Raw genomic sequence first — 24,537 nt, forward strand, 5'->3', positions numbered from 1 at the left:
AGTAAGCTTTATTTATTGCTGTTGAATGTTTTGTATTGTCAGTCTGAGCTGCGGGTGAAACGGCCAGACGGAGGTAGTTGTGATCCAGTCCTTTCTTCGATGCCAGCCTATTGTGTTAAGCGTGTTGCTTTTAATCGGCTTTGTATCGCCAAGCCGCGCCGCGGATGCTCCGGCCGAACAGGCCGTTTCAGCGCATGATGAAACCCATGATAAAAGCAAAGCCACGTTAGGTCAGATGCTGTTTTTTGACCCTGCGTTATCTAAAAACCGAACCATGTCTTGTGCGACCTGCCATGCGCCGGGTGATGGCTTTGTGGATAAACGTAAGCACCGCGGCGGTTTTGCCGCATCACTGGGCGATGATGGTCAGTCCATTGGCGATCGAAACGCACCGAGTGTGGGTTACGCTTCGTTCTCGCCTAAGTTTCATCGTAAAAAAGATGGCAAATACGCCGGTGGGCAGTTTTGGGATGGTCGCGCTGCGAATCTGGCAGAGCAAGCCGGCGGCCCTCCACTCAATCCCATCGAGATGGGTATGCCGAATAAGCGCTCGGTGGTGGATCGCTTAAAAGAGAACCCGGTCTATGTGCAGCAATTCAAGGGCATTTACGGTGAGGCGGTGTTCCAAAACCCGGATCATGCCTACGATGCGATGACCGATGCGATTGCGACCTTTGAGGGCAGCGAGTTCTTCTCGCCATTTGATTCCAAATACGATCGTTTCCTGCGCGGTGAGGTGAAACTGACGCCCGAGGAGGAGCTGGGTCGTACCCTGTTTTTCTCGCAGCAATTTACCAACTGCAATCTGTGCCACCAACTGCGCACAACGCCTAATCGCAGCGACGAGACCTTCACCAACTACGAATATCACAACATTGGCGTACCAGCGAACACGGCGCTTCGCCAATTTAACGGGATGCGTCAAAAAGACTTTGGTTTGCGTCAAAACCCGCATGTGAACGATGACCCCGCGCAAAGCGGTAAGCACAAGGTGCCGACGCTTCGTAATGTGGCCGTGACAGGGCCGTACATGCACAACGGCGTGTTTGAAGACTTACGCACCGTGATTCTATTTTACAACAAGTACAACAGCAAAAGCGCTAAGCGCCAGATCAACCCCGAAACGGGTGAGCAGTGGCGTGCCCCGGAAGTGGCTGAAAACCTATCGTTAGAAGAGCTCGAAACAGGGCCGGCCCTTGATAACCGCCGCATTGATGCCTTGGTGGCCTTCCTAAAAACATTGACCGACCAACGTTACGAGCCACTGCTTAAACAGCAAGAAGCCATGGCTAAACACGCTCCTTAACCTGCTCTGTGCTGGTATAGCGGGAACCCCTGCGATTGAAATGGGTCATATTGAACAGTGGATGAGCCTTGCATGTGCCTTAAACGCTAAGGCGCATGAAGGATCAGGCCCGGGAATGGCCGTTCAATTTTTTATTAGGCGTCAAGGATTTATCGCTAGCGAAAGCGTTTGGTAAACCGCATAATAGCCCCGCTTGCAGTCGGGTTTACCGAGCTCACTCCTGCCTTATGTCTTGCCTGTTCTGGCGGTCAAACCGGTTCCTATCCTTCCTGCAGCTCAATCTAAGTCTCGGACCATTTTTTGTGGAATCATTTGAGTGAAAGATCGCTTACTTGAGTTTGATTACCTGCGTGCACTGGCCATCATTTTGATTGTGCTGGGACACTCTGTGTACAACTCCGAAAAAGGTTTTCCGCTATTGCTGGAAAACCTATTGCGCGGCGGTACAGCGGTGTTTGTCTTTATTTCTGGTTTCTTTTTGCACGCGGTGTTTGCCAAACGGTTTGATTGGCAGCCGTTTATGATCAAGAAAGCGCAAAACGTGTTGATCCCTTTTTTATGGGGCTCGCTAATTGGATTGGCCTGTAAAGTGCTTATCTGGATCTTTAAGGATGGCAAAACCGTTGAGCAACTGCCCGAGCTGATCTACCACACGGTAAAACACTTCTATGTACTGTACCCGCATTGGTACATACCGTTTATTTTTGTCGTGTTTGCGTTATCACCTGTGTTCTTGGCGTATTTAAAATTGCCGTGGCAAAGCCAAGTTCGATTATTGATCGCTTTCAGCATACTCGCGATGTTTGTTCATCGGCCGCACGGTAACAGTGTGATTCAATCCGTTGTGTACTATACGCCGTATTACTTGCTGGGAATGCTCTATTCCCAGTACCGCGAGCAGTTTTTAAGGCACCAAACCACGGTTTTTGGTGTCTCTTGTGTGTTGATTGTGCTGACGCTGATCACCCAAACCTACATTTGGCCTTGGGTAGGTAACTCCCACAAACCGTTTTTTGCGTACCGTGGGATCGATCAGCAGTTTATTCAGAAGGTGGGTTTGTGCTTTGTCATGTTGGCGTTTTGCCAATGGCTGGCCGAGCACTACACCTTGAAATGGTTAAAGTGGATCGGCGCGATCAGCTTTGCCATCTTCTTTATCCACCCGCTGTTCACGATGTTGATCAGCGTGGTGATTATGCCGGTGTTTGGGTGGGTGAAAACGCCATCCAGCGCCTCGTACAGCCTACTGATCTCATTGATGAGTTTTGTCGTCATGATGGTGGGTAGCATAGCGGTTACTTGGTGGGTGCAAAAAGCATTGCCAAAGCACAGTCGAGCATTGATTGGCGCCTAACCGCGCTTCCAAGGATACGAACGTGCCTCATGGGATGAGGGGAAATAGGAACAGCCCGCTGGATAAGAGACGCACGAGCGTTCGGGCTTGATTGAATAGAGTGAATGAGAACCTATGCTAAAACGGTTTAACCCTACACAGTCAGGTGCAGTTGCACCACGATCTTCATGGAACAAAAAACTGGCAATTTGTTGCCTGTTAGTGCTACCGACCACCGGTTTTTCCGCTGCAAACGATAAACCCGAAACGGCTAAAGTGGCGGCCCAATACGCAATTTCCGGTAAATTTAACCGCGATACTGTGACCGATTTAGCGCGTCGCTTATCCAAAAAGCCGTATGAAGCACCTAAGGCGACCTTGCCTGAGTCGTTGGAAAATCTGAATTACGATCAATACCGAGACATCCGTTTTGATCCAAAATCGGCCATTTGGGCGGATGAAGATCTGCCGTTCCAGTTGCAGATGTTCCACCGTGGTTTCTACTACAAAGACCCGGTTGAGATTGCCATCATCGAAAATGGCCAAGCAAAACACCTGAACTACTCCTCTAAGCAATTCAGCACAGGCAAAGTGATGAACAAGCCTTTGCCAAAAGAGGACATCGGCTTTGCAGGCTTTCGAATTCACAACCCACTGAACCGCAAAGATTACTTTGATGAGCTTGCCGTGTTCCAAGGTGCAAGCTACTTACGCTCTCTGGGTAAAGATCAATCTTACGGTTTGTCGTCTCGTGGCTTGGCGCTTAATACCGCTGGCCCAGAAAAAGAAGAGTTTCCATCCTTCCGTGCATTCTGGATTGAAAAAACCACCCACGGCAGCCCATCCATTGTGGTGTATGCTCTGTTGGACAGCCCAAGCACGACAGGGTCATACCGCTTTACGATCCGCCCTGGTGAAAACACTGTGATGGACGTAGAAGCGACGCTGTTCCCGCGTGTGGATCTGAGTAAAGTCGGCCTTGCACCGGGCACCAGTATGTTTATGTTCTCTTCGTACGGTCGCCAAGAGGTGGATGATTTCCGTCCTAAGGTACATGACTCCGACGGCCTGTTGATGCTGAATGGCCGTGGCGAGCGCTTGTGGCGTCCTCTGTACAACCCACAGAAGCTGAACATCAGTGCCTTTATGGACAACAGCCCAATGGGCTTTGGTTTGATGCAGCGCGATCGCACGTTTGATCATTACCAAGACTTGGAAGCGCGCTACGAAAAACGCCCAAGCTTATGGGTAGAGCCGATTGGTAACTGGGGAACGGGTTCAGTTGTACTGGTTGAGATCCCAACCGATTCTGAGATCCACGACAACATCGTTGCGTACTGGCAGCCAAAAGATGTGATCCCGAAAGGCTCTGAGTACAGCTACGCGTACCGCATGGCGTGGGGTGGCTGGCCGAAGGCCTCTGCCAATGAGGGCATTGTCGCCTCGACGCGCAGTGGCCGTGCGGACATCAGCGGCCCAACGCCGAAGCGTCTGTTTGTGATCGATTATGAGTTCCCGAATTCGTTAACATCCGATGGTTTGGCGCTTCCAACAGCCAAAGTGAAAAACAACAAGGGTAAGATCGCCAATGTGGTGGTGCGTGCGAACCCAGAAACGCACGGTTACCGTGTGAGTTTTGAGCTGGACCCAGAAGACAACGAGTTGATTGAACTGCGCATGGATCTTGAGTTTGAAGATGCCCGTAAAGCGGAAACCTGGATGTATCAATGGACACCGTAAATACGGATCAGCTCAACGTTCAAGACCTAGAGGCGATGGCCCACGAAGGGATGCCGCCGATCACACCCGATGAGATGCCACCACAGTCCTTGTCATCTTTTGGGCGTGATCAGGTCCGTACACCGGTCAACCCAAAAGGCGTGAAGTCTGCCGCATGGCGTCGCTTTGCGGTGCTCGGCTCCGCACTTGCCCTCTCCTGGTGGGGCATCTACGAGATGTACTCGGTACTGGCCCTTGGAGATCTGATCTTCATCGAGTATCTGGTCTTGGTACTCTTTGCCATTACCTTTAGCTGGATCACCATCGCCTTTACCAGTGCGATTGTGGGCTTTTTTGCGGTGGTGTATCAACGCCGCCGCTCCGCCCCCTGGCATCAAGATAAGCTCAAAACCCGCACCGCGGTTCTCATGCCGACCTATAACGAGCCGCCAGAGCGCTTGTTTGCGGCACTGGAAACCATGGCCAAAGGGATTCAGCAGCAAGGTGAGGGCCACTCGTTTGATTGGGTGGTACTGAGTGATACGACCGATGCTGAAATCGCCGTGGCGGAAGAAGCGGCGCTGAAAACCATTCGCAAACGCCTTAAGGGCGTAGGTGTGTATTACCGTCGTCGCGTGAAGAACGAAGCGAAAAAAGCCGGTAACGTGGCGGATTTCTGCCGCCGTTGGGGCGTGCGCTACGACCACCTGCTGGTATTGGATGCCGACAGCTTGATGGCGCCAGAGACCATGATAGAGATGGCGCGTCGCATGCAGGCCGACCCAGATGTTGGGTTGTTGCAGACGATTCCTCAGCTGATCAACGGCACTACCCTGATGGCACGTGTTCAGCAGTTTGCTACCCGAGTCTATGGCCCTGTGGTCGGCACGGGGCTTGCGTGGTGGACTCACAAAGAGGGTAACTTCTGGGGGCATAACGCCATTATTCGCACTGAAGCCTTCATGAAGGCGGCGGGTTTGCCGGATTTAAAAGGTAAGCCACCTTTTGGTGGTCACATTCTGAGTCACGACTTTGTTGAAGCGTCACTGATTCGTCGTGCGGGTTGGAGTGTCATCATCGCCTCCGATTTAGGGGGCTCCTTTGAAGAAAGCCCGCCTTCGATCATCGATCTAGCCGTTCGAGACCGTCGCTGGTGTCAGGGTAACCTGCAGCATTCACGCGTGATCGGGGCCAAAGGGCTGCATTGGGTCAGCCGCTCGCATTTAGCGACTGGCATTATGTCCTATTTGTCATCGCCGCTCTGGTTGATGCTGATCTTAGCGGGTATGGCGTTGGCGTTGCAGGCGCAGTACATCCGACCTGAGTACTTTACCGATGAGTTCTCGCTGTTCCCAACTTGGCCACGGATGGACGCCGAGCGCGCATTAACCTTGTTCTTGGCCACCATGACGGTGTTGTTCGCACCCAAGATACTGGGCATCTTGGCCTTCCTGGATAACCCTTGGCAGCGTAAAAACGCCGGTGGCTTCTTTGGTGTGGTGTTCAGTTTTATCTTCGAGATGATTCTGTCGGCCTTGGTCGCACCGATCATGATGTTGATCCACAGTGGTGCAGTGACCTCGATTTTGATCGGTCAGGATGCAGGCTGGAACCCGCAGCGTCGGGATGATGGCAGTTTGCCCATCAAAGATCTGATCTACCGACACCGTTGGCACATGGTGATGGGTGTGTTCCTAACCGTGTTTGCTGCCCTAAACTCGTGGGCGTTGCTGGCATGGCTCTCCCCGGCGGTTGCGGGGATGTTGTTGGCGGTACCGCTGTCGCAATTTACCAGCTCCTTTGCCATTGGCAGTTGGTTTAAACGCATCGGCGTATTGCGCACACCCGAAGAGTCACGAAAGCCCAAAGTGCTGCGTGAGTTTGAACAAACATTGGATGTGTATCATCAGGAGAAACAGCACTGGCCGGACCTTGCAGGCTTTTTACTGGATGAGAACTGGTCTGGTTGGCACGTACGCGTAGCCGATACAGTACCCCCGCGTGCACGAGGTCAAGTGGAGGCGATGGAAGCCGTTGCAACCATGAAAGTGGATGAGTCCTCATCGATTTCTGAGCTGTTGGGCTTCCTTGCGCCCAAAGAGCAACTCATGGTGCTGAACAACCCCGCGTTGTTCGAAAAGGCCCAAGCGTTGGCCGCGCAAGAGCGACAAAATACAGCCCAACTTGCGGCGGTTTAACCCCGCTTTGGCTGACTAAGGCGACCCGATTCTTCGCATCGGGTACGCCTTTTGCTTTGTAAGGAATTGACGTTTTTAGTCAAGTTTCTGACCGGGCTTTCTCCTGCGATATCTTTGCAACAATCTATTGTCATCATTCCGAATGTAAAACTGAGTAAATTAGAAGGGTAATGAGTTTACATACAAACGTTCATGTATGTATATTTAAGTCATCCTAACTTTCCCGTATACCGCGCGCCCTGCGCGGTCTGGGTCACCACCAATCTTTACCGAGGTTACACTATGCTACACAACACAGGACGTGCAAAAGGGTGGATGGCGACAACCCTATGTTGCTCAATTCTGTTACTTTCAGCGTGTTCCGACCAGTCATCACAGAACGCGCAGCAACAAGGTCAGGCACAGCAACAGCCGCCTACAAAAGTGGATGTTGTTACATTGAAACCGACAAATCTTGAAGTCAAAGAGCAAGTGTCGGGTCGTGTTGTGGCATTTTTAACCGCTGAAATCCGACCTCAGGTGGGTGGCATCATTGAAGAGCGTCTGTTTGATGAAGGCACGGTGGTAAACGAAGGCGACGTGCTGTATCAAATCGATGATGCAACGTACGAGGCTGATCTTGCTAGTGCTAAAGCCGACCTTGCGGTGGCCAATGCCAATGCGAGCAGCGTCAAACAAAAAGCGGAGCGCTACCGCAACCTTGTGAAACAAGCGGCCGTCAGTAAGCAAGATGCGATCGATGCTGAATCCGAATGGAAACAAGCCGAAGCGCAGATTCTGGCAGCGCGTGCAGCGGTGAAACAAGCTCAGATCAATCTGGACTACACCAAAATTACATCGCCCATCAGTGGCGTGATCAGCCGCTCCAGCGTTACCAAGGGAGCCTTGGTCACCGCACAACAAACCACAGCACTGGCAACGGTTCGCCAAATGAGCCCGGTCTATGTGGATATCCAACGCCCAGCAACCGATATGCTCAAAGCGCGCAAATCCGGCGGCGCTGAGGTCCCGGTGCTGATCACGTTGGAAGACGGCACGCAATATTCCGAGCAAGGCGTACTGAAATTCTCCGAAACCAGTGTGGATGAAACCACCGGCATGGTGACCGCGCGTGCGGAGTTTCCAAACGCCGATGGCTTGTTAGTACCTGGCATGTACGTGCGTGCCACCTTGATTACTGAAACCATCGATAACGCCTTGTCAGTGCCGCAAAAAGGCATTACTCGTCAGCGTGATGGCAGCACAACCGCATTGGTGGTGGGCAGCAATAACGTGGTCGAAAGTCGTACCGTTGAGGTGGGTGAAGCGATTGGTGATCAGTGGTTGGTGAAATCGGGTCTTAAAGAGGGAGATCGTGTGATTGTAGCGGGTCTACAGAAGGTGAAAGCGGGTGCGACCGTGGAGCCTGTCGATAGCGCAGCGACGACCGCACAAGCGAATCAATAAGAGGGAACGCATTCATGTCCAGATTTTTCATCGACAGGCCGATTTTTGCCTGGGTGATTTCGATCATGATCATGCTGGCTGGCGTGCTCTCGATTGTGTCACTGCCGATTCAGCAGTACCCAACCATCGCACCGCCTGCGATCTCGATCAGTGCAAGCTATCCGGGGGCTTCTGCGAAAACCGTGGAAGACAGCGTGACGCAGATCATCGAGCAAAGCATGACCGGTCTCGATAACCTGCTGTACATGTCATCCAACAGTGATAACCAAGGTAATGCGAGCATCACTTTAACCTTCGCAGCCGGAACCGACGCAGATATTGCCCAAGTACAGGTGCAAAACAAATTGCAGGTGGCCGAATCGACGCTACCAACAACTGTACAACAGCAAGGGATCACCGTTACTAAGTCCAGCTCATCGTTTCTGATGGTGGTGGGTTTGGTGTCCGAAGATGGCTCCATGAGCAAGTCGGATTTGGCCGACTATGCATACAGTACCCTGCGTGACCCGCTTTCCCGTGTGAACGGTGTGGGTAATATCCGTGTCTTCGGTGCGCAATACGCCATGCGTATATGGATGAACCCTGAAAAGCTCAACGCATATGGTTTAACCCCAGTCGATGTTACCGATGCGGTTTCTGCGCAGAACACTCAGCTTGCGGTAGGTCAGCTCGGTGGTTTGCCTGCGGTGAGCAATCAGCAGCTGAATGCGACCATCATGGCGCAAACACGCTTCGAGAACGTCGAGCAGTTTGAAAACATCCTATTAACGGTTAACACCGATGGCTCGCAAGTCCGTCTGAAAGATGTTGCGCGCATCGAGTTAGGTGCCGAAAGCTACAACGCAGAGAGCCGCTACAACGGCAACCCGGCAACGGGTCTGGCGATTCAGCTGGCCACCGGTGCTAACGCACTGGACACCGCTGAAGCGGTACGCGCTAAAGTCGATGAGCTACAAGCCTTCTTCCCAGAAGGGATGACCGTGGTGTATCCGTACGATACCACCCCGTTTGTCAGTATCTCGATCGAAGAGGTTGTCCACACCCTGATCGAAGCGGTCGTGCTGGTGTTCTGTGTGATGTTCCTGTTCTTGGGTAACTTTAGGGCCACCTTGATTCCGACCATTGCGGTTCCGGTGGTACTGCTGGGTACCTTCGGAGTTATGGCGGCCTTTGGTTTCAGTATCAACACCCTGACCATGTTCGGTTTGGTGTTGGCGATCGGTCTCTTGGTGGATGATGCGATCGTTGTGGTCGAGAACGTTGAGCGTGTGATGGAAGAGGAAGGCTTGCCCCCTCGCGAAGCTACACGTAAATCGATGGGCGAGATCACCGGTGCCCTGGTGGGTATCGCGCTGGTTCTGTCGGCGGTATTTGTTCCGATGGCGTTCTTTGGCGGCTCGGTGGGTGCGATCTATCGTCAGTTCTCGATCACGATTGTATCGGCGATGGCCCTTTCGGTATTGGTCGCGCTGATTCTGTCTCCGGCGCTGTGTGCCACTATCTTGAAGCCTGCTTCGCAACACAGTCACGAGCGTAAAGGCTTTTTCGGCTGGTTCAACCGCACTTTCACAAAGTTAACGCACAAGTACGAAGGCGGTGTTTCGCACACGGTTAAGCGCCCGTTTCGTATGATGATCATCTATGCCGTTATGATTGCCGGTGTGGTGTTTGTCTGGGGCAAAATCCCCTCTTCGTTCCTGCCGAACGAAGACCAAGGTGTCTTCATGACCTTGGTACAGCTGCCAGCTGGATCAACGCAAGAGCGTACGCTGGATGTGATGGAGCAAATGGAGGAGTACTTCGCGTCTGTTCCTGAGGTTGAGTCGTACTTTACTGTCGCAGGCTTCAGCTTTGCAGGCTCTGGTCAAAACATGGGCTTGGCGTTTATCCGTCTGAAAGATTGGTCAGAGCGTACAGGGCCCGGTCAGGATGTGGATTCCATCATTGGTAAAGCCTTTGGTGCACTGAGTCAGATTAAAGATGCGACCATCTACCCCATCAACCTACCACCGATCCCTTCGTTGGGTAACGCGTCCGGTTTCGATGTGATGTTGATCGACCGCGATAACTTAGGCCACGAAGCCTTGGTTAACGCACGTAACCAGCTGTTGGGTATGGCCGCGCAAGATCCGCGTCTGACCGGTGTGCGTCCTAACGGTATGGAAGATGTGGCGGTATTCCACATTGATGTGGATTACGAGAAAGTTCGCGCGCTTGGCCTTAGCATCAGTGATGTGAATTCAACGCTGACCACCGCTTGGGGTGCCAGCTATGTAAATGACTTCATTGATGAAGGGCGTGTTAAAAAGGTATACGTTCAGGGTGATGCGCCTTACCGTATGCTGCCATCGGATATGGATCTGTGGTTTGTTCGCAACAGTGATGGCGAGATGATCCCATTCAGTGCGTTCTCAACATCGCACTGGGGCTATGACTCCCCACGTCTGGAGCGTTACAACGGCTCTCCTTCTGTGAACGTTCAAGGCTCGGCCGCGGCGGGCTTGAGCACCGGAGATGCGATGACAGCCATTGAAGAGATCGTGGCGAAGTTGCCAGACGGCGTTGGCTTGGAGTGGACGGGTCTTTCCTATCAGGAACGTGCCAGTGGTTCACAAGCGCCTTTACTGTACGGCTTGTCATTGTTGATCGTATTCCTGTGTCTTGCAGCGTTGTACGAAAGCTGGTCAGTACCGTTTGCAGTCATGCTGGTAGTGCCTTTGGGTATCTTGGGTGCCTTGCTGGCGACCTACGGGCGCGGCTTGGGTAACGATGTGTACTTCCAAGTGGGGCTTTTGACCACAATTGGTTTGTCGGCGAAAAACGCGATTCTGATCGTTGAATTTGCCAAAGCGCAATTTGAGTCCGGCAAAGGGTTAATCGAGGCAACGGTTGAAGCGGCGCGGATGCGTATCCGTCCAATCATCATGACCTCGATGGCCTTTATGCTGGGTGTTACCCCGCTGGTCATCAGCTCCGGTGCCGGTGCCGCAAGCCGAAATGCTATCGGTACAGGGGTTATTGGTGGTATGTTTGCCGCGACGTTCTTGGCGATCTTCTTTGTACCCATGTTCTATGTGTTGGTCATGAAGCTCAGTTACAAAGTGACGGGTAAAACCTTACCTAACGAGTCGCACAAGGCGTAACGGAGAGGAAGGGATGATGAAAAAGAGTCTATTGGCTGTGCTGGTCACAGCCGCTCTGACCGGTTGTACGATGGCGCCGACCTACGAGCGACCGGGCGTACAAGAAATTAATGGCTGGACACCGGATGACCAGCAAGAGCAAGCCGTTATCCCACTGGGATGGCGCGAGGTCTTCAAAGACCCTGCTCTTCAGCGTTTGATTGAACTCAGCCTTGAAAGCAACCAAGACCTGAGAGTCGCGATTCTGAACGCAGAGCGTTACAAAGCTCAGTATCAGATTCAGCGTGCGGATCTTGTTCCAAGCTTGGACGGTACCGTCACCGGTACCCGTCAGCGCAGCAGTAATGGACAATCAGCGGTGTCGGAGTCTTACTCCGCCTCCGTGGGGATCGCCAGTTACGAGCTGGATCTGTTTGGCCGTGTTCGCAGCCTAAACGACCAAGCCTTGGAAACCTATTTGGCTCAAACGCAAACCCAACGTGCGACACAGCTGTCGCTGGTATCGAGTGTGGCCTCGGCGTACCTCAACTGGGTTGCGGATCGCGAGCAGCTGTCATTGGCCGAAGAAACCCTAAAAATCGAAGAAGATAACAACCGCTTGGTGAATCTTCGTTACGAGCAAGGGGTGGCATCGTCCATAGAGCAAGCGCAAGCGTTGGCCAGCTACAAAGATATGCAAGTTACGGTGAGTCAATACCGACGCTTAGTCGAGCAGGACCTTCATGCTTTAACTCAGTTGCTTGGCCAGCCGCTGCCTGCGGACTTTGAGCCGGCATCTAAGTTGACCAGCGTTGATATCGAAACGATTCGTGCAGGGCTGCCATCGGAGCTGTTGAACCAGCGTCCAGATCTGTTAGCAGCGGAGCACTCGTTGCGCGCAGCCAATGCCAACATTGGTGCGGCGAAAGCGGCGATGTTCCCAACCATCTCTTTGACGGCATCCACAGGCTCGGCCAGCTCGGAACTGAATAACTTGTTTGATTCAGGCACACGCACCTGGAGCTTCGTACCAACGATTTCGATCCCGATCTTCCATGCTGGTGCGCTTAAGCGTGCGGTGGATGTGGCCGAGATCGATCAGCAGATCGCGGTAGCGGAATATCAGCAAGCGGTACAATCTGCATTTACGGATGTGGCCGATGCGCTGACCTCAATCAACGGTTACCGTGAAGAGCTAAGCCGCCAAGGCGAAGCGATGGCGGCGTATCAGAAGTACTTTGAGTTAGCGGACCTTCGTTACCAAAACGGTCTGGATGACATGTTGACGCGTTTGGATGCGCAAAGCAGCCTGGTCACCAGTCGTCAATCCGAAGTGAGTGCACGACTGTCATACATGCAGTCTAAAGTGGACTTATACGAAGCCTTAGGCGGCGGTTGGTACGACACGGTAGAAACCGGAATGGGACAGCTGGACACCGGCTACTACCCAGAAGGCGAAACGGTCGATGCTAAGGCAGATGAGGACAGCACAGGGCTAGCACCTGTCGATAACGCTCAGTAACCGCTGATTCTGTGTTACCAAAAACCCCGCTTTGCGGGGTTTTTTTGTGCCTGTTGGGTCGATTGGGAACAGGTTATGCCCTCAAACAGAGCAATCGGTTACAGCTATAACAGTTAAAGATTCGAAATATTCTTTCTCTAAGAATATGAGAAAAAATCCTCAAAAAAGCGTTTTATATCATCATAAATTAATAATGATGTCGCATTTCGATGCTTTGATGTCAAATTTGATCTGTTTTTTATTTTGAAGGTTGACATAATTATTGAGACGTTTATTTTTTATTAAACGTTCAATCAAAAAAGGAAGCGGGTTTCATGCCAAAAGTCGGAATGGCGGAAATACGACGCCCACAATTGATCAACGCCACAATGGAGGTGATTGATCAGGTGGGGATGCAAGGCGCCAGTGTTGCCTTGATCGGTCGCGCCGCAGAAGTCTCGCCCGGAATCATCAATCATTACTTTGGTGGTAAAGACGGGTTGCTTGAAGCCACGATGCGCAAAGTATTGCGCGACCTCTTCCTTTTGGTGCGCCAGCGTGTCGATGCGGTCCCGGCTGATAATGTGTTCGGGCGTTTAGAGGCGATTGTCTCGGCCAACTTTGATAAAGAGCAAACCCAAGGCAAGGTCGCTAAGACCTGGTTGGCGTTTTGGGCGCAAGCGATGCACCACCCCGCGCTGTTTCGTTTACAGCGGGTCAACGAGAAGCGCCTCTTAACGAGTTTGCGCATTGAACTGAAAAAGATTTTACCCCGCGATGAAGCGGTCGCTGTGTCGTTAACCGTCGCAGCGCTGATCGATGGGTTTTGGTTACGAGGCGCTCTGCAGCCAGAAGGGGTCAATGCGCCCCTCGCTCAAGAGCGCATTATGGATTACCTGACACTGCAATTGTCACACGCCACACAGATGTCGGCGTAACGGAGAGATAGCTCAACATGAAACAGCAAACGCTTTACATCAACGGTCAATTCCAAGAAGCCACCTCCGGTGAAGTGTTTACAACGACTAACCCCGCCACCGGCGAGGTGTTGGCCGAAGTACAGCAAGCCTCACAAGCCGACGTTGATGCGGCTGTCGCGGCGGCTTCTGCTGCGCAAAAAGAGTGGGCGGCCCTTAGCGGCGCTGAGCGTGGCCGTATTTTGAACAAAGCGGCGCTGTTTATCCGTGAACACAACGATGAGCTGGCGCGTTTGGAAGTACAAGACACCGGTAAGCCTTGGCAAGAAGCTGAGTGTGTGGATATTCAAACCGGTGCGGATGTCATCGAATACTTCGCAGGTTTAGTGGCCTCGTTGCAGGGCGAATATCAAGATTTGGGCAACGGCAGCTTTTTCTATACCCGCCCTGAAGCCCTAGGTGTTTGCGCGGGCATCGGTGCGTGGAACTACCCAGTACAAATCGCGATGTGGAAGCTGGCGCCTTGCTTGGCAGCCGGTAACGCCATGGTCTTTAAGCCTTCGGAAGAGACTCCGCTGACGGCGCTGCGTTTAGCCGAGATTCTGACCGAAGCGGGTCTGCCAGCCGGTCTTTTCAATGTGGTACAAGGTGATGCGCGTGTAGGTCAGATGCTGACCGGTCACCCAGATATCGCCAAAGTCTCGTTCACAGGCGAGTGTGGCACCGGTAAAAAAGTGATGGCGGCCTCGGCTGCTAGCCTCAAAGAGGTCACGATGGAGCTTGGCGGTAAGTCGCCTCTGGTTGTGTTTGACGATGCGGACCTCTACAACGCTGTATCCGGTGCCATGATCGCCAACTTCTACACCCAAGGCGAAGTGTGCACCAACGGCACACGCGTGTTTGTACATGCATCTATTTACGATGCCTTCCTTGAACAACTCAAAGAGCGTACCGAAAAGCTGATCATTGGTGATCCGATGAATCCAGAAACGCAAATCGGTGCGCTGATTTCCGAAAAACACCTCGAAAAAGTGATGGGCTACATCGATGCCGGTAAAGCGGCAGGTGCGCGTCTGGTGTGCGGCGGCGAGCGAGCGACCGAAGGCGATCTGGCAAAAGGTGCGTTTGTAAAACCAACCGTCTTTGCGGATTGCACAGCCGATATGCCAAACGTCAAAGATGAGATCTTTGGCCCTGTGATGTCCGTAATCCGCTTTGAGGACGAAGCCGAGGTCATCGCAAAAGCAAACGACACAGAATACGGCCTAGCCGCTGGCGTCTTCACGAAAGATCTGTCCCGAGCACACCGCGTGATTGCGGCGTTGGAAGCGGGTATTTGCTGGATCAACACCTGGGGCGGATCGCCTGCCGAAATGCCGGTTGGCGGCTACAAGCAATCGGGCATCGGTCGTGAGAATGGCGTGCAAACGCTGAAACACTACACCCAAACCAAGAGTGTGTTGGTTGAGCTGGGTGATCTGGAAAGCCCATACGCATAAGCCACGGTTTAAGGAGTAACGCCATGACACAGTTCGATTACATCATCGTAGGCGCAGGATCGGCGGGTTGCGTACTGGCTGACCGCCTCACCGAAAGCGGCCAGCATTCGGTCTTACTGCTGGAAGCCGGTGGCAGTGACAAGAACATCTTGATCAAAATGCCGACCGCACTCTCTTATCCTATGAGCATGCCCAAGTTTGCATGGCAGTTTGAATCCGAAGCCGAAGAGGGGCTGGACGGACGTCGTCTGCACTGCCCGCGCGGTAAGGTGCTTGGCGGTGGTTCCTCGATCAATGGCATGGTGTACGTTCGTGGTCATGCTTGCGATTTCGAGGAGTGGGTCGAGCATGGCGCGACCGACTGGAGCTACGGCGCTTGTCTGCCCTACTTCAAAAAGGCCGAAACCTGGCAAGAGGGTGAAGATGATTACCGCGGCGAGACGGGGCCACTTGCGACCTGCGATGGCAACGGTATGACCTTGAACCCCTTGTACCGTGCCTTCATTGATGCCGGTAAAGAGGCCGGTTATCCAGAAACCAAAGATTACAACGGTTATCAGCAAGAGGGCTTTGGCCCAATGCACATGACGGTGGATAAAGGGGTGAGAGCCTCGACCAGTCATGCGTACTTAAGCCGTGCATTGAAGCGAAGCAACTTATCGGTGTGGACGGGTGTTATCACACGCAAAGCCCTGATCGAAAACGGCGTGGCGACCGGTGTCGAGATCGAACAAAAAGGCCACGTACGCCAAGTGACGGCCAGCAAAGAGGTGATCCTATCGGCAGGCTCGATTGGCTCCCCTCACCTTCTGGAACTGTCCGGTGTGGGCAACCCAGAGGTGCTAGAAAAAGCAGGCATCCCGCTGACGCATGCCCTGCCGGGTGTCGGTGAAAACCTGCAGGACCACCTAGAGGTCTACTTCCAATACCGCTGCAAGCCACCCATCACCTTGAACGGTAAGTTGGATTTGATCAGCAAAGGGATGATCGGTGCGCGCTGGTTGCTGTTTAAAGATGGTCTTGGTGCGACCAACCACTTTGAATCTTGTGGGTTTATTCGCTCACGCGCTGGTCTTAAATGGCCCAACATTCAGTATCACTTCCTGCCTGCGGCGATGCGTTACGACGGTAAGGCGGCCTTTGAAGGGCACGGTTTCCAAGTCCATGTGGGGCCAAACAAGCCAAGCAGCCGTGGTTATGTGCATGTGAGAACGGCCAATCCGCACGACGCGCCAGAAATTAAATTTAATTACATCTCCACCGAGCAAGATGTTCAAGATTGGCGCGATACGATCCGACTGACCCGAGAGCTATTAAATCAGCCGTCACTGGATCCGTTCCGTGAAGAGGAGATTCAGCCTGGCAGCGCCGTGCAAACTGATGAGCAGATCGATGCTTGGGTAAAAGCCAATGTAGAAAGCGCCTATCACCCATCGTGCAGCTGCAAGATGGGCCAAGAAACCGATCCTATGGCGGTGGTGAATAACGCCTGTCAGGTGATCGGTCTTAAGCAGCTGCGTGTGGTGGATTCGTCGATCTTCCCGACGATCACCAACGGTAACTTAAATGCGCCAACGATCATGGTGGCTGAAAAAGCCGCCGATCTGATTCTTGGACAAACGCCTCTGCCTGCGGATGCAGCACAGGTGTGGCTGGCCCCTAACTGGGAAACCCAGCAACGACTATCTGACCCGGTTCGTCCGGCGAAGGTGTAACCCAATCGTGCACTTGGATGAGTGCTGAAGTAATGACTCAAATAAGGAATTAAACATGATCGCTACACCCCGTTTTAACGTCAAACCTGTTGTTACAAAACTGGCTGCTGGCTTAGTCCTGGGCGCTTCCTTTAGCTCCGCGACCGTGCTGGCAAATGAGTGTGCCACAGTGCGTTTTTCCGATGTGGGCTGGACAGACATTACCGCCACAACTGCGATCACCAGTGAGGTCCTGAAAGGGTTGGGTTACACGCCCAAAACCCAGCTGCTGTCGGTGCCTGTCACCTACAGTTCAATGGCCAACGGTGACATCGATGTCTTCCTAGGTAACTGGATGCCAACCATGGAAGGCGACATCGCCAAGTACCGTGAAAACGGCACAGTAGAAACCCTGCGTGCGAACCTTGAAGGTGCAAAATACACCTTAGCCGTACCGACGTACGCTTACGAAGGTGGCCTGAAAACGTTTGCGGATATCGCAAAATATTCTGACGAGCTGAACGGCCGCATCTACGGCATTGAGCCAGGTAACGACGGTAACCGTCTGATCCAAGACATGATCGATAAAGACGCGTTCGGTATGAAGGACTTCAACCTGGTTGAGTCCAGTGAAGCGGGCATGATCTCCCAAGTAAGCCGCTCTGTGCGTCGTAACCAGTGGGTTGTCTTCCTAGGTTGGGAACCACACCCAATGAACGCCAACTTTGATCTGAAATACCTGGATGGTGGCGATGATTACTTCGGCCCGAACTACGGTGGTGCGACTGTGTACACCAACGTCCGTAAAGGCTACACAGAAGCTTGCCCGAACGTTGGCAAACTGCTGAGCAACCTTGAGTTCTCGCTGGCGATGGAAAACGAAGTGATGGGCAGCATCCTGAACGACAACGAAAAGCCAGCCGCAGCCGCTAAAGCTTGGTTGCAAACCAACCCAGACGTTCTTAATGGTTGGTTAGACGGCGTAACAACGCTGGATGGCAAGACCGGTCTTGACGCCGTTCAAGCCTACCTGAAGCAGTAATACGGGGGATTCTATGGAGTGGTTAACAGAGCATAAATTGCCATTAGGCGATTGGATGGAGCAGTTCGTAGACTGGCTGACCATTAACGCAGCGGGTTTTTTCGACACCATCTCAATTTCGCTTGAGTGGCTAATCACGGCGCTGGTGGATCTTTTCCAGTGGTGTCCGCCTGGGGTTCTGATGGCATTGGTGGCTGGCATCGCCTACGCACTGCATCGCAGTGTCGGACTGGTGGTGTTCGTTGTAGCGGCCTTGCTGTTGATTTTGAACCTAGGCTATTGGACAGAGATGCTGGAAACACTGGTGCTGGTGCTCACGGCGACCGCTCTGTCGATTCTGATCGGTGTGCCGGTGGGGATTCTTGCCGCACACCGCCCTTGGTTGTACACGGTGCTCAGACCCATTTTGGATTTGATGCAAACCATCCCCACCTTTGTTTACCTGATCCCAACCTTGGTGTTGTTTGGCTTGGGTGTGGTGCCGGGCTTGATCTCGACGATCATCTTCGCCATCGCAGCCCCAATTCGCCTCACCTACTTGGGGATCAGCAAAGTACCTGAAGAGCTGGTCGAGGCGGGCAAAGCCTTTGGCGCTAGCCCATCGAAGCTGCTCTTTAAAGTCGAGATTCCGGCGGCGATGCCAAGCATCATGGCAGGCATTACCCAGTGCATCATGCTGTCGTTGTCGATGGTGGTGATCGCAGCGCTGGTCGGTGCTGATGGCCTCGGTAAGCCGGTTATCCGTGCCTTGAACACGGTGAACATCTCGCAAGGTTTTGAAGCGGGTCTTGCGATCGTACTGGTGGCGATCATTCTGGATCGTTTGTGTAAAGCGCCTGGCGCCAAGCAGGAGGGATAACCATGAGTGTCGTCGTTAATATAGAAGAACTGGATGTTGTGTTTGGTCGTCAACAAAAGGCCACACTGGATCTGGTGGATCAGGGCAAAACCCGTGATGAGATTCTGGAGCTGACCGGTGATGTGGTCGGTGTTCAGGATGCCAGCTTGCAGGTTCGTGAAGGGGAAATCTGCGTGCTGATGGGGCTTTCGGGCTCCGGTAAATCCAGTTTGCTGCGCGCTGTGAATGGGCTTAACCAGGTCAGCCGCGGTAAGCTGGAGATCCGCGACGGGGATCGCATGGTCAATCTGGCCGAGTGCGATGCATCCACGTTGCGCCATCTTCGCAGTAAGCGTGTTTCCATGGTGTTTCAGAAGTTTGCCTTGATGCCATGGTTAACGGTGCTGGATAACGTGGCGTTTGGTCTTGAGATGCAAAACGTCTCGAAAGCGGAGCGTCGTAAAAAAGCGCTCGAAAAGATCGAAATGGTTGGTCTGGCCGAGTGGAAGGATAAATTCCCACACGAGCTGTCTGGCGGTATGCAGCAGCGTGTTGGTCTTGCCCGCGCCTTTGCGATGGATACGGATATCCTTCTGATGGATGAGCCGTTCTCGGCGCTTGATCCACTGATCCGCGCCCAGTTGCAAGATGAACTTCTGGAGCTGCAAAAGCGTTTAAAAACCACCATCCTATTCGTAAGTCACGATTTGGATGAGGCGCTTAAGATTGGCACTAACATCGCGATTATGGAATCGGCGAAGATCATCCAGCATGGGCCTCCCGAGCAGATCGTGCTCAACCCAAGCAATCAGTACGTTCAGGACTTTGTGGCGCACACAAACCCTCTCAATGTATTAACGGGTCGCGCTTTGATGACCACGGCGGATCAGTTGCCCGTGCGTGGCGGCGAGATCGTCTTGGATGCCAATAAAGGCGTAACGACCACTCAAATGGCCGATGGCACTTTGGGGGATGTTACCCAAATGGGCAAACCGGTCACTCGCGTTGAATGGACTGAAGGTGACGACTACGAGCGCGTCAGCGAAGGTCAGCTTGTCGTCACTGACCCATCGGTTACGATGCGAAGTGCGATGGAGCTTCGCTACCGCACGGGTCTTCCGGTCATTTTGGAAGAGCACGGTAAGTGGTCTGGCTTGTTGGCCGACAATGATTTTTACCACGCCTTATTAGGCAAGCATTTTGATGCTCCGGTCGTTGAAGATACCTCTTTGTCGGCCTAACCGATCGCACCTGCCTTCTTAGGTAGGTGCGTCTCTCTTTTCCATTCCTCTCCTCTGCTGTTCGTTATCCCTCTCGCTATTCCTCTGCGGTTATCTTTTGCTCATTACCCTTTGCTCAGTGGTTTTCTCGGCGCTTGTCATTATTTTGTTCATTTAATGAAATAATTTTCCGGTATGACGGTTGGCCTGATCTGCGCTGTTCGACGATAGATAACGTTAAAAGGCATTTAATTTTGCTTTTCATCCGAAATTTTGAACATTTCTTCAGTAATGTGTTCTATTTGATTTGAAATCTAATAATTAGATATTCTAAATAAAGATCTGCCTGTTAGTGGTCATTGATGGAAGTTGATGACGCAGAGCAGTCTGTGAATGAAACAGTCGTGGAGGGTACATGTCATTCAATCTTAAGGCGGCGTTTGCTGCATGCGCACTTACCGTAACCAGTTCAGCGGCCATGGCCGACACATGGCGTTACGCATTTGAAGAATCAATGACGGATGTGCAAGGCGTATACGCACAAGCGTTTAAGAAATACATCGAAGAGAATTCCGATCACACGCTTCAGCTGTTTCCGTACGGAACACTGGGTGAATCAGCAGACATCATGGAGCAAGCGCAAGCGGGTATCTTGCAGTTTGTTGATCAATCCCCTGGGTTTACGGGCGCATTGATCCCTGAAGCGCAGGTGTTTTTTATCCCCTACCTGCTGCCTGAAAATGAAGATCAACTGGCGGAGTTTTTCCGCACCAGTAAAGCGATCAACGAAACCTTTCCCAAACTCTATGCTGAACAAGGTTTGGAGTTACTGACCATGTTCCCTGAAGGGGAAGTGGTGATCACCACCAAAGAGCCGTTCAAAAGCCCAAAAGAGCTGGCGGGTGTTAAAGTCCGTGTAATGACGAACCCTCTGTTGGTGGAGTCGTACAAAGCCTTTGGTGCAACACCAACACCACTGCCGTGGGGCGAGGTGTACGGTGGCTTACAAACCAACATCATCCAAGGTCAGGAAAACCCACTCTTTTGGGTGGAGTCCGCCAAGATGTACGAAGTGACAGATGTAATCACCTTTACCGGTCACAACAACTTCACCACCGCGGTGATGGCGAATAAGGCGTTCTTTGATGGTTTGCCAGAAGCCGATCAGGCCTTGATTGAAAAAGGTATGGACGCGGCGTTTGATCAGATCATCGCCTATCAAAAAGGCTTGGGTGATAAATCCCTTGCGACCATTCAAGAGAATAAACCCTCGATTACGGTGAACCATCTGAGTGAGTCCGAGCGCCAAGCGTTTCGTGATGCCGCCAAAGACGTTGAGGCGAAGTTCATTGAGATGACCGGTGACCAAGGCCAAGCCTTGTTGGATCAGTTTAAAGCTGACCTTGATGCCGTGAAGCAGTAAAGCGAGGGTCGATGAATGTCCAACGACGCATCGTCGATTCAGGCCGCTGAGTCCCCAGCGGTCTACGCCTCGGCTTTGCCGGGGCCTTTAGGTACGCTCGATACATGGATCAGCCGTTTTGAAGCGGCCGTTTTGGCCATCGCGGTCTTGGCGATGGCTACGAATACCGTGGCCAACGTGGTGGGGCGTTTTGTGTTTCAGCACAGTTTGTTTTTTACCGAAGAGGTCAATCGCATCCTGATTGTGCTCATCACATTCGCCGGTGTCGGTTATGCCGCGCGACATGGACGCCACATCCGCATGAGCGCCCTCACCGATGCCTGCCCAAAGCCTGTGCGTAAAACCGTGATGGTGTTGATCTGCCTTGTAACGGCCATCGTGATGGGTGGTCTGGCTTATTTTTCGGTGCGCTATGTGCTCTCGCTGGTGGACTCCGGTCGGGTTCTGCCCTCGTTGCAGATCCCCGTGTATTGGATCTATCTGTGGGTGCCGATTGGCCTTGGGATCACCGCCATCCAGTACCTCTTAACCGCATGGCAGAACCTCACGCATTCGGATGTGTACTTATCCACAGAAGTCAAAGAAGCGCGCCAGAGTGTCGCTAAGGACGGTGCTCTATGATGGCGTGGATGTTCATCGCCATGATCGTGCTATTGCTAATGGGGTTCCCGATGATGATCCCCCTGATGGTTGGGGCTCTGATCGGTTTCTTAGCGATGTTTGGCTCGCTCGATCAAATGGATTTTATGATCCAGCAATTTATGGTGGGTATTCGCCCAGCCTCCTTGATTGCGGTGCCTATGTTTATCTTAGCCGCCGAGATCATGACGCGGGGTCACTCGGCCGATCGCCTGATCGAGATGGTCATGAGCTTCATCGGTCACGTGAAAGGGGGTCTTGCGATCAGCACCGCGACCGCCTGTACTTTATTTGGCGCAGTGTCAGGCTCAACGCAAGCAACCGTGGTGGCGGTTGGCTCCCCGCTTCGTCCCAAAATGTTAAAGGCCGGCTACAAGGACAGCTTCTCGTTGGCTTTGATCATCAACGCCAGCGACATTGCGTTTTTGATCCCGCCAAGCATCGGGATGATCATCTACGGTGTGGTGTCGAACACTTCCATCTCGGAGCTGTTCATCGCAGGCATAGGACCTGGGTTGTTGATCCTTGCGCTGTTTGCGACCTACTGCGTGATATACGCGATCAAACACAAAGTCCCGACCGAGCCCAAAGCCAGCTGGGGGGATCGCCTTCGTGCGGTACGCCAAGCGCTGTGGCCGATGGGCTTTCCCGTGATCATTGTCGGTGGCATTTACGGTGGTGTGTTCAGCCCTACAGAAGCGGCCGCAGCGTGTGTGCTCTATGCGATTATTCTGGAGTTTGTGGTCTTCAAAGCGCTGCCGTGGCGCTCGCTGTTTGATATCGCAAAGTCCACAGGCTTAATCACAGCGGTTGTTTTCATCTTGGTGGCCGCCGGTGCTGCGTTTTCGTGGATTATCTCGTTTGCGCAAATTCCGCAAACCATCATCGGTTCTTTAGGGTTGGCTGAGGCAAGTCCTATGATGCTGATGATTGCGATCTGCGTCGCGTTCTTCATTGGCTGTATGTTTGTCGACCCGATTGTGGTGATTTTGGTGCTGGTGCCGATCTTTGCACCCTTGGTCGATGCCGCGGGGATTGATCCTGTGTTGATCGGTGTATTGATCACCTTGCAGGTCGCGATTGGCTCCGCAACGCCACCTTTTGGTTGCGACATCTTCACCGCCATGGCGATCTTCAAGCAGCCTTACTGGCAGGTCATCAAAGGTACACCGCCTTTTATTTTAATACTGCTCTTCGCAACCGCGCTGGTGCTGCTTTTCCCTTCCATCGCGCTTGCGCTTCGGGATTTGGCGTTTCCTTAAAGAGTTGTTTACTCCATAGTGTGTGAAGCGGGCGATGAGCCCGCAACTTCAGTGTAAGATTTTTTTTACAATTTTTTATGCGTCTGTAAGTTTTAATGCTGTTTATATTTATTTGTTTTATATGATTTTTTTTGGTAATTTTGAAAAAAATTAAAGTGTATATTTGGAGATATGGATGTCGTCCAGTGTTTGTACAGATCAGGAAATTCAAGCGTTTCTTAATGAGTCATTAGGTGATATTCCGGGTAACTTAACATGCGAATACCTTAAAGCTGAGCATGGAATATCTCTTGGAATTCAACAAGATGGCTTTTTCCTCACAAGAGAAAATCGTTTAGGTAGGCCAATGTTAAAAGCCTCCCTATCAAAAGCATCCGGTGCCCTTATAGGGCCAATGATTGCTGTTCTCGACTCGAAGAGTGCGAATGGTTTAGTGATATTGACTTTAAGGTTGAATATACGAGAGTGCGCACGTTCAAGCTCAGTTGAATGGGGAAGTAAAGCACGTAATATGTTATCTAATGAAGATTACATTGGTGTTTTGATTATGTTGGCTTCTAATAAAAGTTGTAACTTTAAAAATCTCGCTGATCGGATTAAAGCGCTATAAAATGAAAAAGTTTTTAGTTTTTTTGAGTCTGGTGTTTCAGCCTTTTTTTGCTGTAGCTCAAGGTTGGTCGCCAGAATTTAAAGAAGTTGCTTCCTACCTTGCTGAGTGCGATGTTGGTGCTTTAAAGGATTGGCACAGTAAAGGTGGAAACTTAGAAATTGCGGATGCAGATGGATACCGACCTGTATATCTTGCGATGCTGGATGAGGCAAGTTTGCCTTGTCTTGAGTGGTTGTTAGAACAGGGGGTAGATGTCAATGTGCAAGCGAAGAATGGGTTAACTCCTATTTTGGGTGCCGCTTTCGGTTATAACGTTGAAGCTGTTAAGCTGCTTTATAAGGCAGGAGCTGACCCTTATATACAAGATGATGTAGGTAATAACATTTTCTATGTTGCACTGCTAGTAGCTAAGGATGATGGAGATCCTCTTTTTAGGGAGGCTAAAGATCGTTTTATTTCTCTTGCCCAAGAGATATATTTGAAAGAGCGAGATAAGAGGATAAGTGAATAAAGCTCCACGGAATGCATGTTTGCTCAAAATGTTTTGTTGTCAAATGATAGTGTGCTTATCTGAAATTATACCTAAACAGAGTTTTGCACCCTTGATGTCTGAAGCGGACAGTGCGCCCGCTGTTCTCATCTAAAAGTGATCTGTTATTTAGTCGGGCCTGAAAAATACGTAACCGTATGATTTATAGTGGTTTATAATGCGGTTCGAATATGGAAAACCCGCTTTTTTTGCCCTTCAGGGCCCAAATAGTTGCAGAA

Annotated in this window: 18 protein-coding genes; all 18 read left to right on the forward strand. The window is 51.9% G+C overall.

All coding sequences use genetic code 11. The annotated features are described in order from the left end of the window. Nucleotides 1–79: 79 nt before the first annotated feature. The 18 genes from ACXAF9_RS14545 to ACXAF9_RS14630 all read left to right on the forward strand — a co-directional run bounded on the left by ACXAF9_RS14545 (nt 80) and on the right by ACXAF9_RS14630 (nt 24,280). Nucleotides 80–1,306 carry a cytochrome-c peroxidase gene (locus tag ACXAF9_RS14545; protein ID WP_475075412.1) on the forward strand — a complete coding sequence of 409 codons (1,227 nt, stop codon included), beginning with the start codon at nt 80–82 and terminating at the stop codon, nt 1,304–1,306. A gap of 316 nt (nt 1,307–1,622) precedes the next feature. After that, a complete protein-coding gene (locus ACXAF9_RS14550) occupies nt 1,623–2,660 on the forward strand; it encodes an acyltransferase family protein (RefSeq protein ID WP_475075413.1) in 1,038 nt (345 codons plus the stop codon). A 114-nt stretch (nt 2,661–2,774) separates the two neighbouring features. Next, complete coding sequence (locus ACXAF9_RS14555; protein ID WP_475075414.1) at nt 2,775–4,379, forward strand: OpgD/OpgG family glucan biosynthesis protein; 1,605 nt, start codon at nt 2,775–2,777, stop codon at nt 4,377–4,379. Then, nucleotides 4,367–6,556, forward strand: coding sequence for a glucans biosynthesis glucosyltransferase MdoH (gene mdoH, locus ACXAF9_RS14560; protein WP_475075415.1), 2,190 nt, complete (start codon nt 4,367–4,369; stop codon nt 6,554–6,556). The genes ACXAF9_RS14555 and mdoH overlap by 13 nt, the downstream gene beginning before the upstream one ends. A gap of 282 nt (nt 6,557–6,838) precedes the next feature. Then, nucleotides 6,839–8,002: an efflux RND transporter periplasmic adaptor subunit gene (locus ACXAF9_RS14565; RefSeq protein WP_475075416.1), complete on the forward strand. Its 1,164-nt coding sequence runs from the start codon at nt 6,839–6,841 to the stop codon at nt 8,000–8,002. Between the two features lie 14 nt (nt 8,003–8,016). Then, entirely contained in the window at nt 8,017–11,145 is a 3,129-nt protein-coding gene (locus ACXAF9_RS14570; protein WP_475075417.1) for an efflux RND transporter permease subunit, read from the forward strand. Between the two features lie 13 nt (nt 11,146–11,158). Then, nucleotides 11,159–12,646: an efflux transporter outer membrane subunit gene (locus ACXAF9_RS14575; RefSeq protein WP_475075418.1), complete on the forward strand. Its 1,488-nt coding sequence runs from the start codon at nt 11,159–11,161 to the stop codon at nt 12,644–12,646. Nucleotides 12,647–12,960: 314 nt separating this feature from the next. After that, nucleotides 12,961–13,563 carry a transcriptional regulator BetI gene (betI, locus tag ACXAF9_RS14580; RefSeq protein WP_475075419.1) on the forward strand — a complete coding sequence of 201 codons (603 nt, stop codon included), beginning with the start codon at nt 12,961–12,963 and terminating at the stop codon, nt 13,561–13,563. 17 nt (nt 13,564–13,580) lie between these two features. Further along, complete coding sequence (betB, locus tag ACXAF9_RS14585; RefSeq protein ID WP_475075420.1) at nt 13,581–15,041, forward strand: betaine-aldehyde dehydrogenase; 1,461 nt, start codon at nt 13,581–13,583, stop codon at nt 15,039–15,041. Between the two features lie 23 nt (nt 15,042–15,064). Next, a complete protein-coding gene (gene betA / locus ACXAF9_RS14590; protein WP_475075421.1) occupies nt 15,065–16,756 on the forward strand; it encodes a choline dehydrogenase in 1,692 nt (563 codons plus the stop codon). Between the two features lie 55 nt (nt 16,757–16,811). Beyond that, the gene (locus ACXAF9_RS14595; RefSeq protein WP_475075422.1) at nt 16,812–17,777 is read left to right on the forward strand and encodes a choline ABC transporter substrate-binding protein; all 966 of its coding nucleotides are present in this window, start codon (nt 16,812–16,814) and stop codon (nt 17,775–17,777) included. Between the two features lie 13 nt (nt 17,778–17,790). Then, complete coding sequence (gene choW / locus ACXAF9_RS14600; RefSeq protein ID WP_475075423.1) at nt 17,791–18,636, forward strand: choline ABC transporter permease subunit; 846 nt, start codon at nt 17,791–17,793, stop codon at nt 18,634–18,636. 2 nt (nt 18,637–18,638) lie between these two features. Next, nucleotides 18,639–19,856, forward strand: coding sequence for a choline ABC transporter ATP-binding protein (choV, locus tag ACXAF9_RS14605; protein WP_475075424.1), 1,218 nt, complete (start codon nt 18,639–18,641; stop codon nt 19,854–19,856). Between the two features lie 394 nt (nt 19,857–20,250). Beyond that, nucleotides 20,251–21,258 carry a TRAP transporter substrate-binding protein gene (locus ACXAF9_RS14610; protein ID WP_475075425.1) on the forward strand — a complete coding sequence of 336 codons (1,008 nt, stop codon included), beginning with the start codon at nt 20,251–20,253 and terminating at the stop codon, nt 21,256–21,258. Nucleotides 21,259–21,273: 15 nt separating this feature from the next. Next, nucleotides 21,274–21,879: a TRAP transporter small permease gene (locus ACXAF9_RS14615; RefSeq protein WP_475075426.1), complete on the forward strand. Its 606-nt coding sequence runs from the start codon at nt 21,274–21,276 to the stop codon at nt 21,877–21,879. Next, nucleotides 21,876–23,159, forward strand: a complete 1,284-nt coding sequence (locus ACXAF9_RS14620; protein ID WP_475075427.1) for a TRAP transporter large permease — start codon at nt 21,876–21,878, stop codon at nt 23,157–23,159. Before ACXAF9_RS14615 ends, ACXAF9_RS14620 begins: the two co-directional genes overlap by 4 nt. A 175-nt stretch (nt 23,160–23,334) precedes the next feature. Beyond that, on the forward strand, nt 23,335–23,769 hold the full coding sequence (locus ACXAF9_RS14625; protein ID WP_475075428.1) for a hypothetical protein: 435 nt from the start codon (nt 23,335–23,337) through the stop codon (nt 23,767–23,769). Nucleotide 23,770: 1 nt separating this feature from the next. After that, nucleotides 23,771–24,280: an ankyrin repeat domain-containing protein gene (locus ACXAF9_RS14630; RefSeq protein ID WP_475075429.1), complete on the forward strand. Its 510-nt coding sequence runs from the start codon at nt 23,771–23,773 to the stop codon at nt 24,278–24,280. Nucleotides 24,281–24,537 lie beyond the last annotated feature (257 nt).

It is taken from the genome of Neptunomonas sp. ABH4_499 (genome assembly GCF_056160565.1).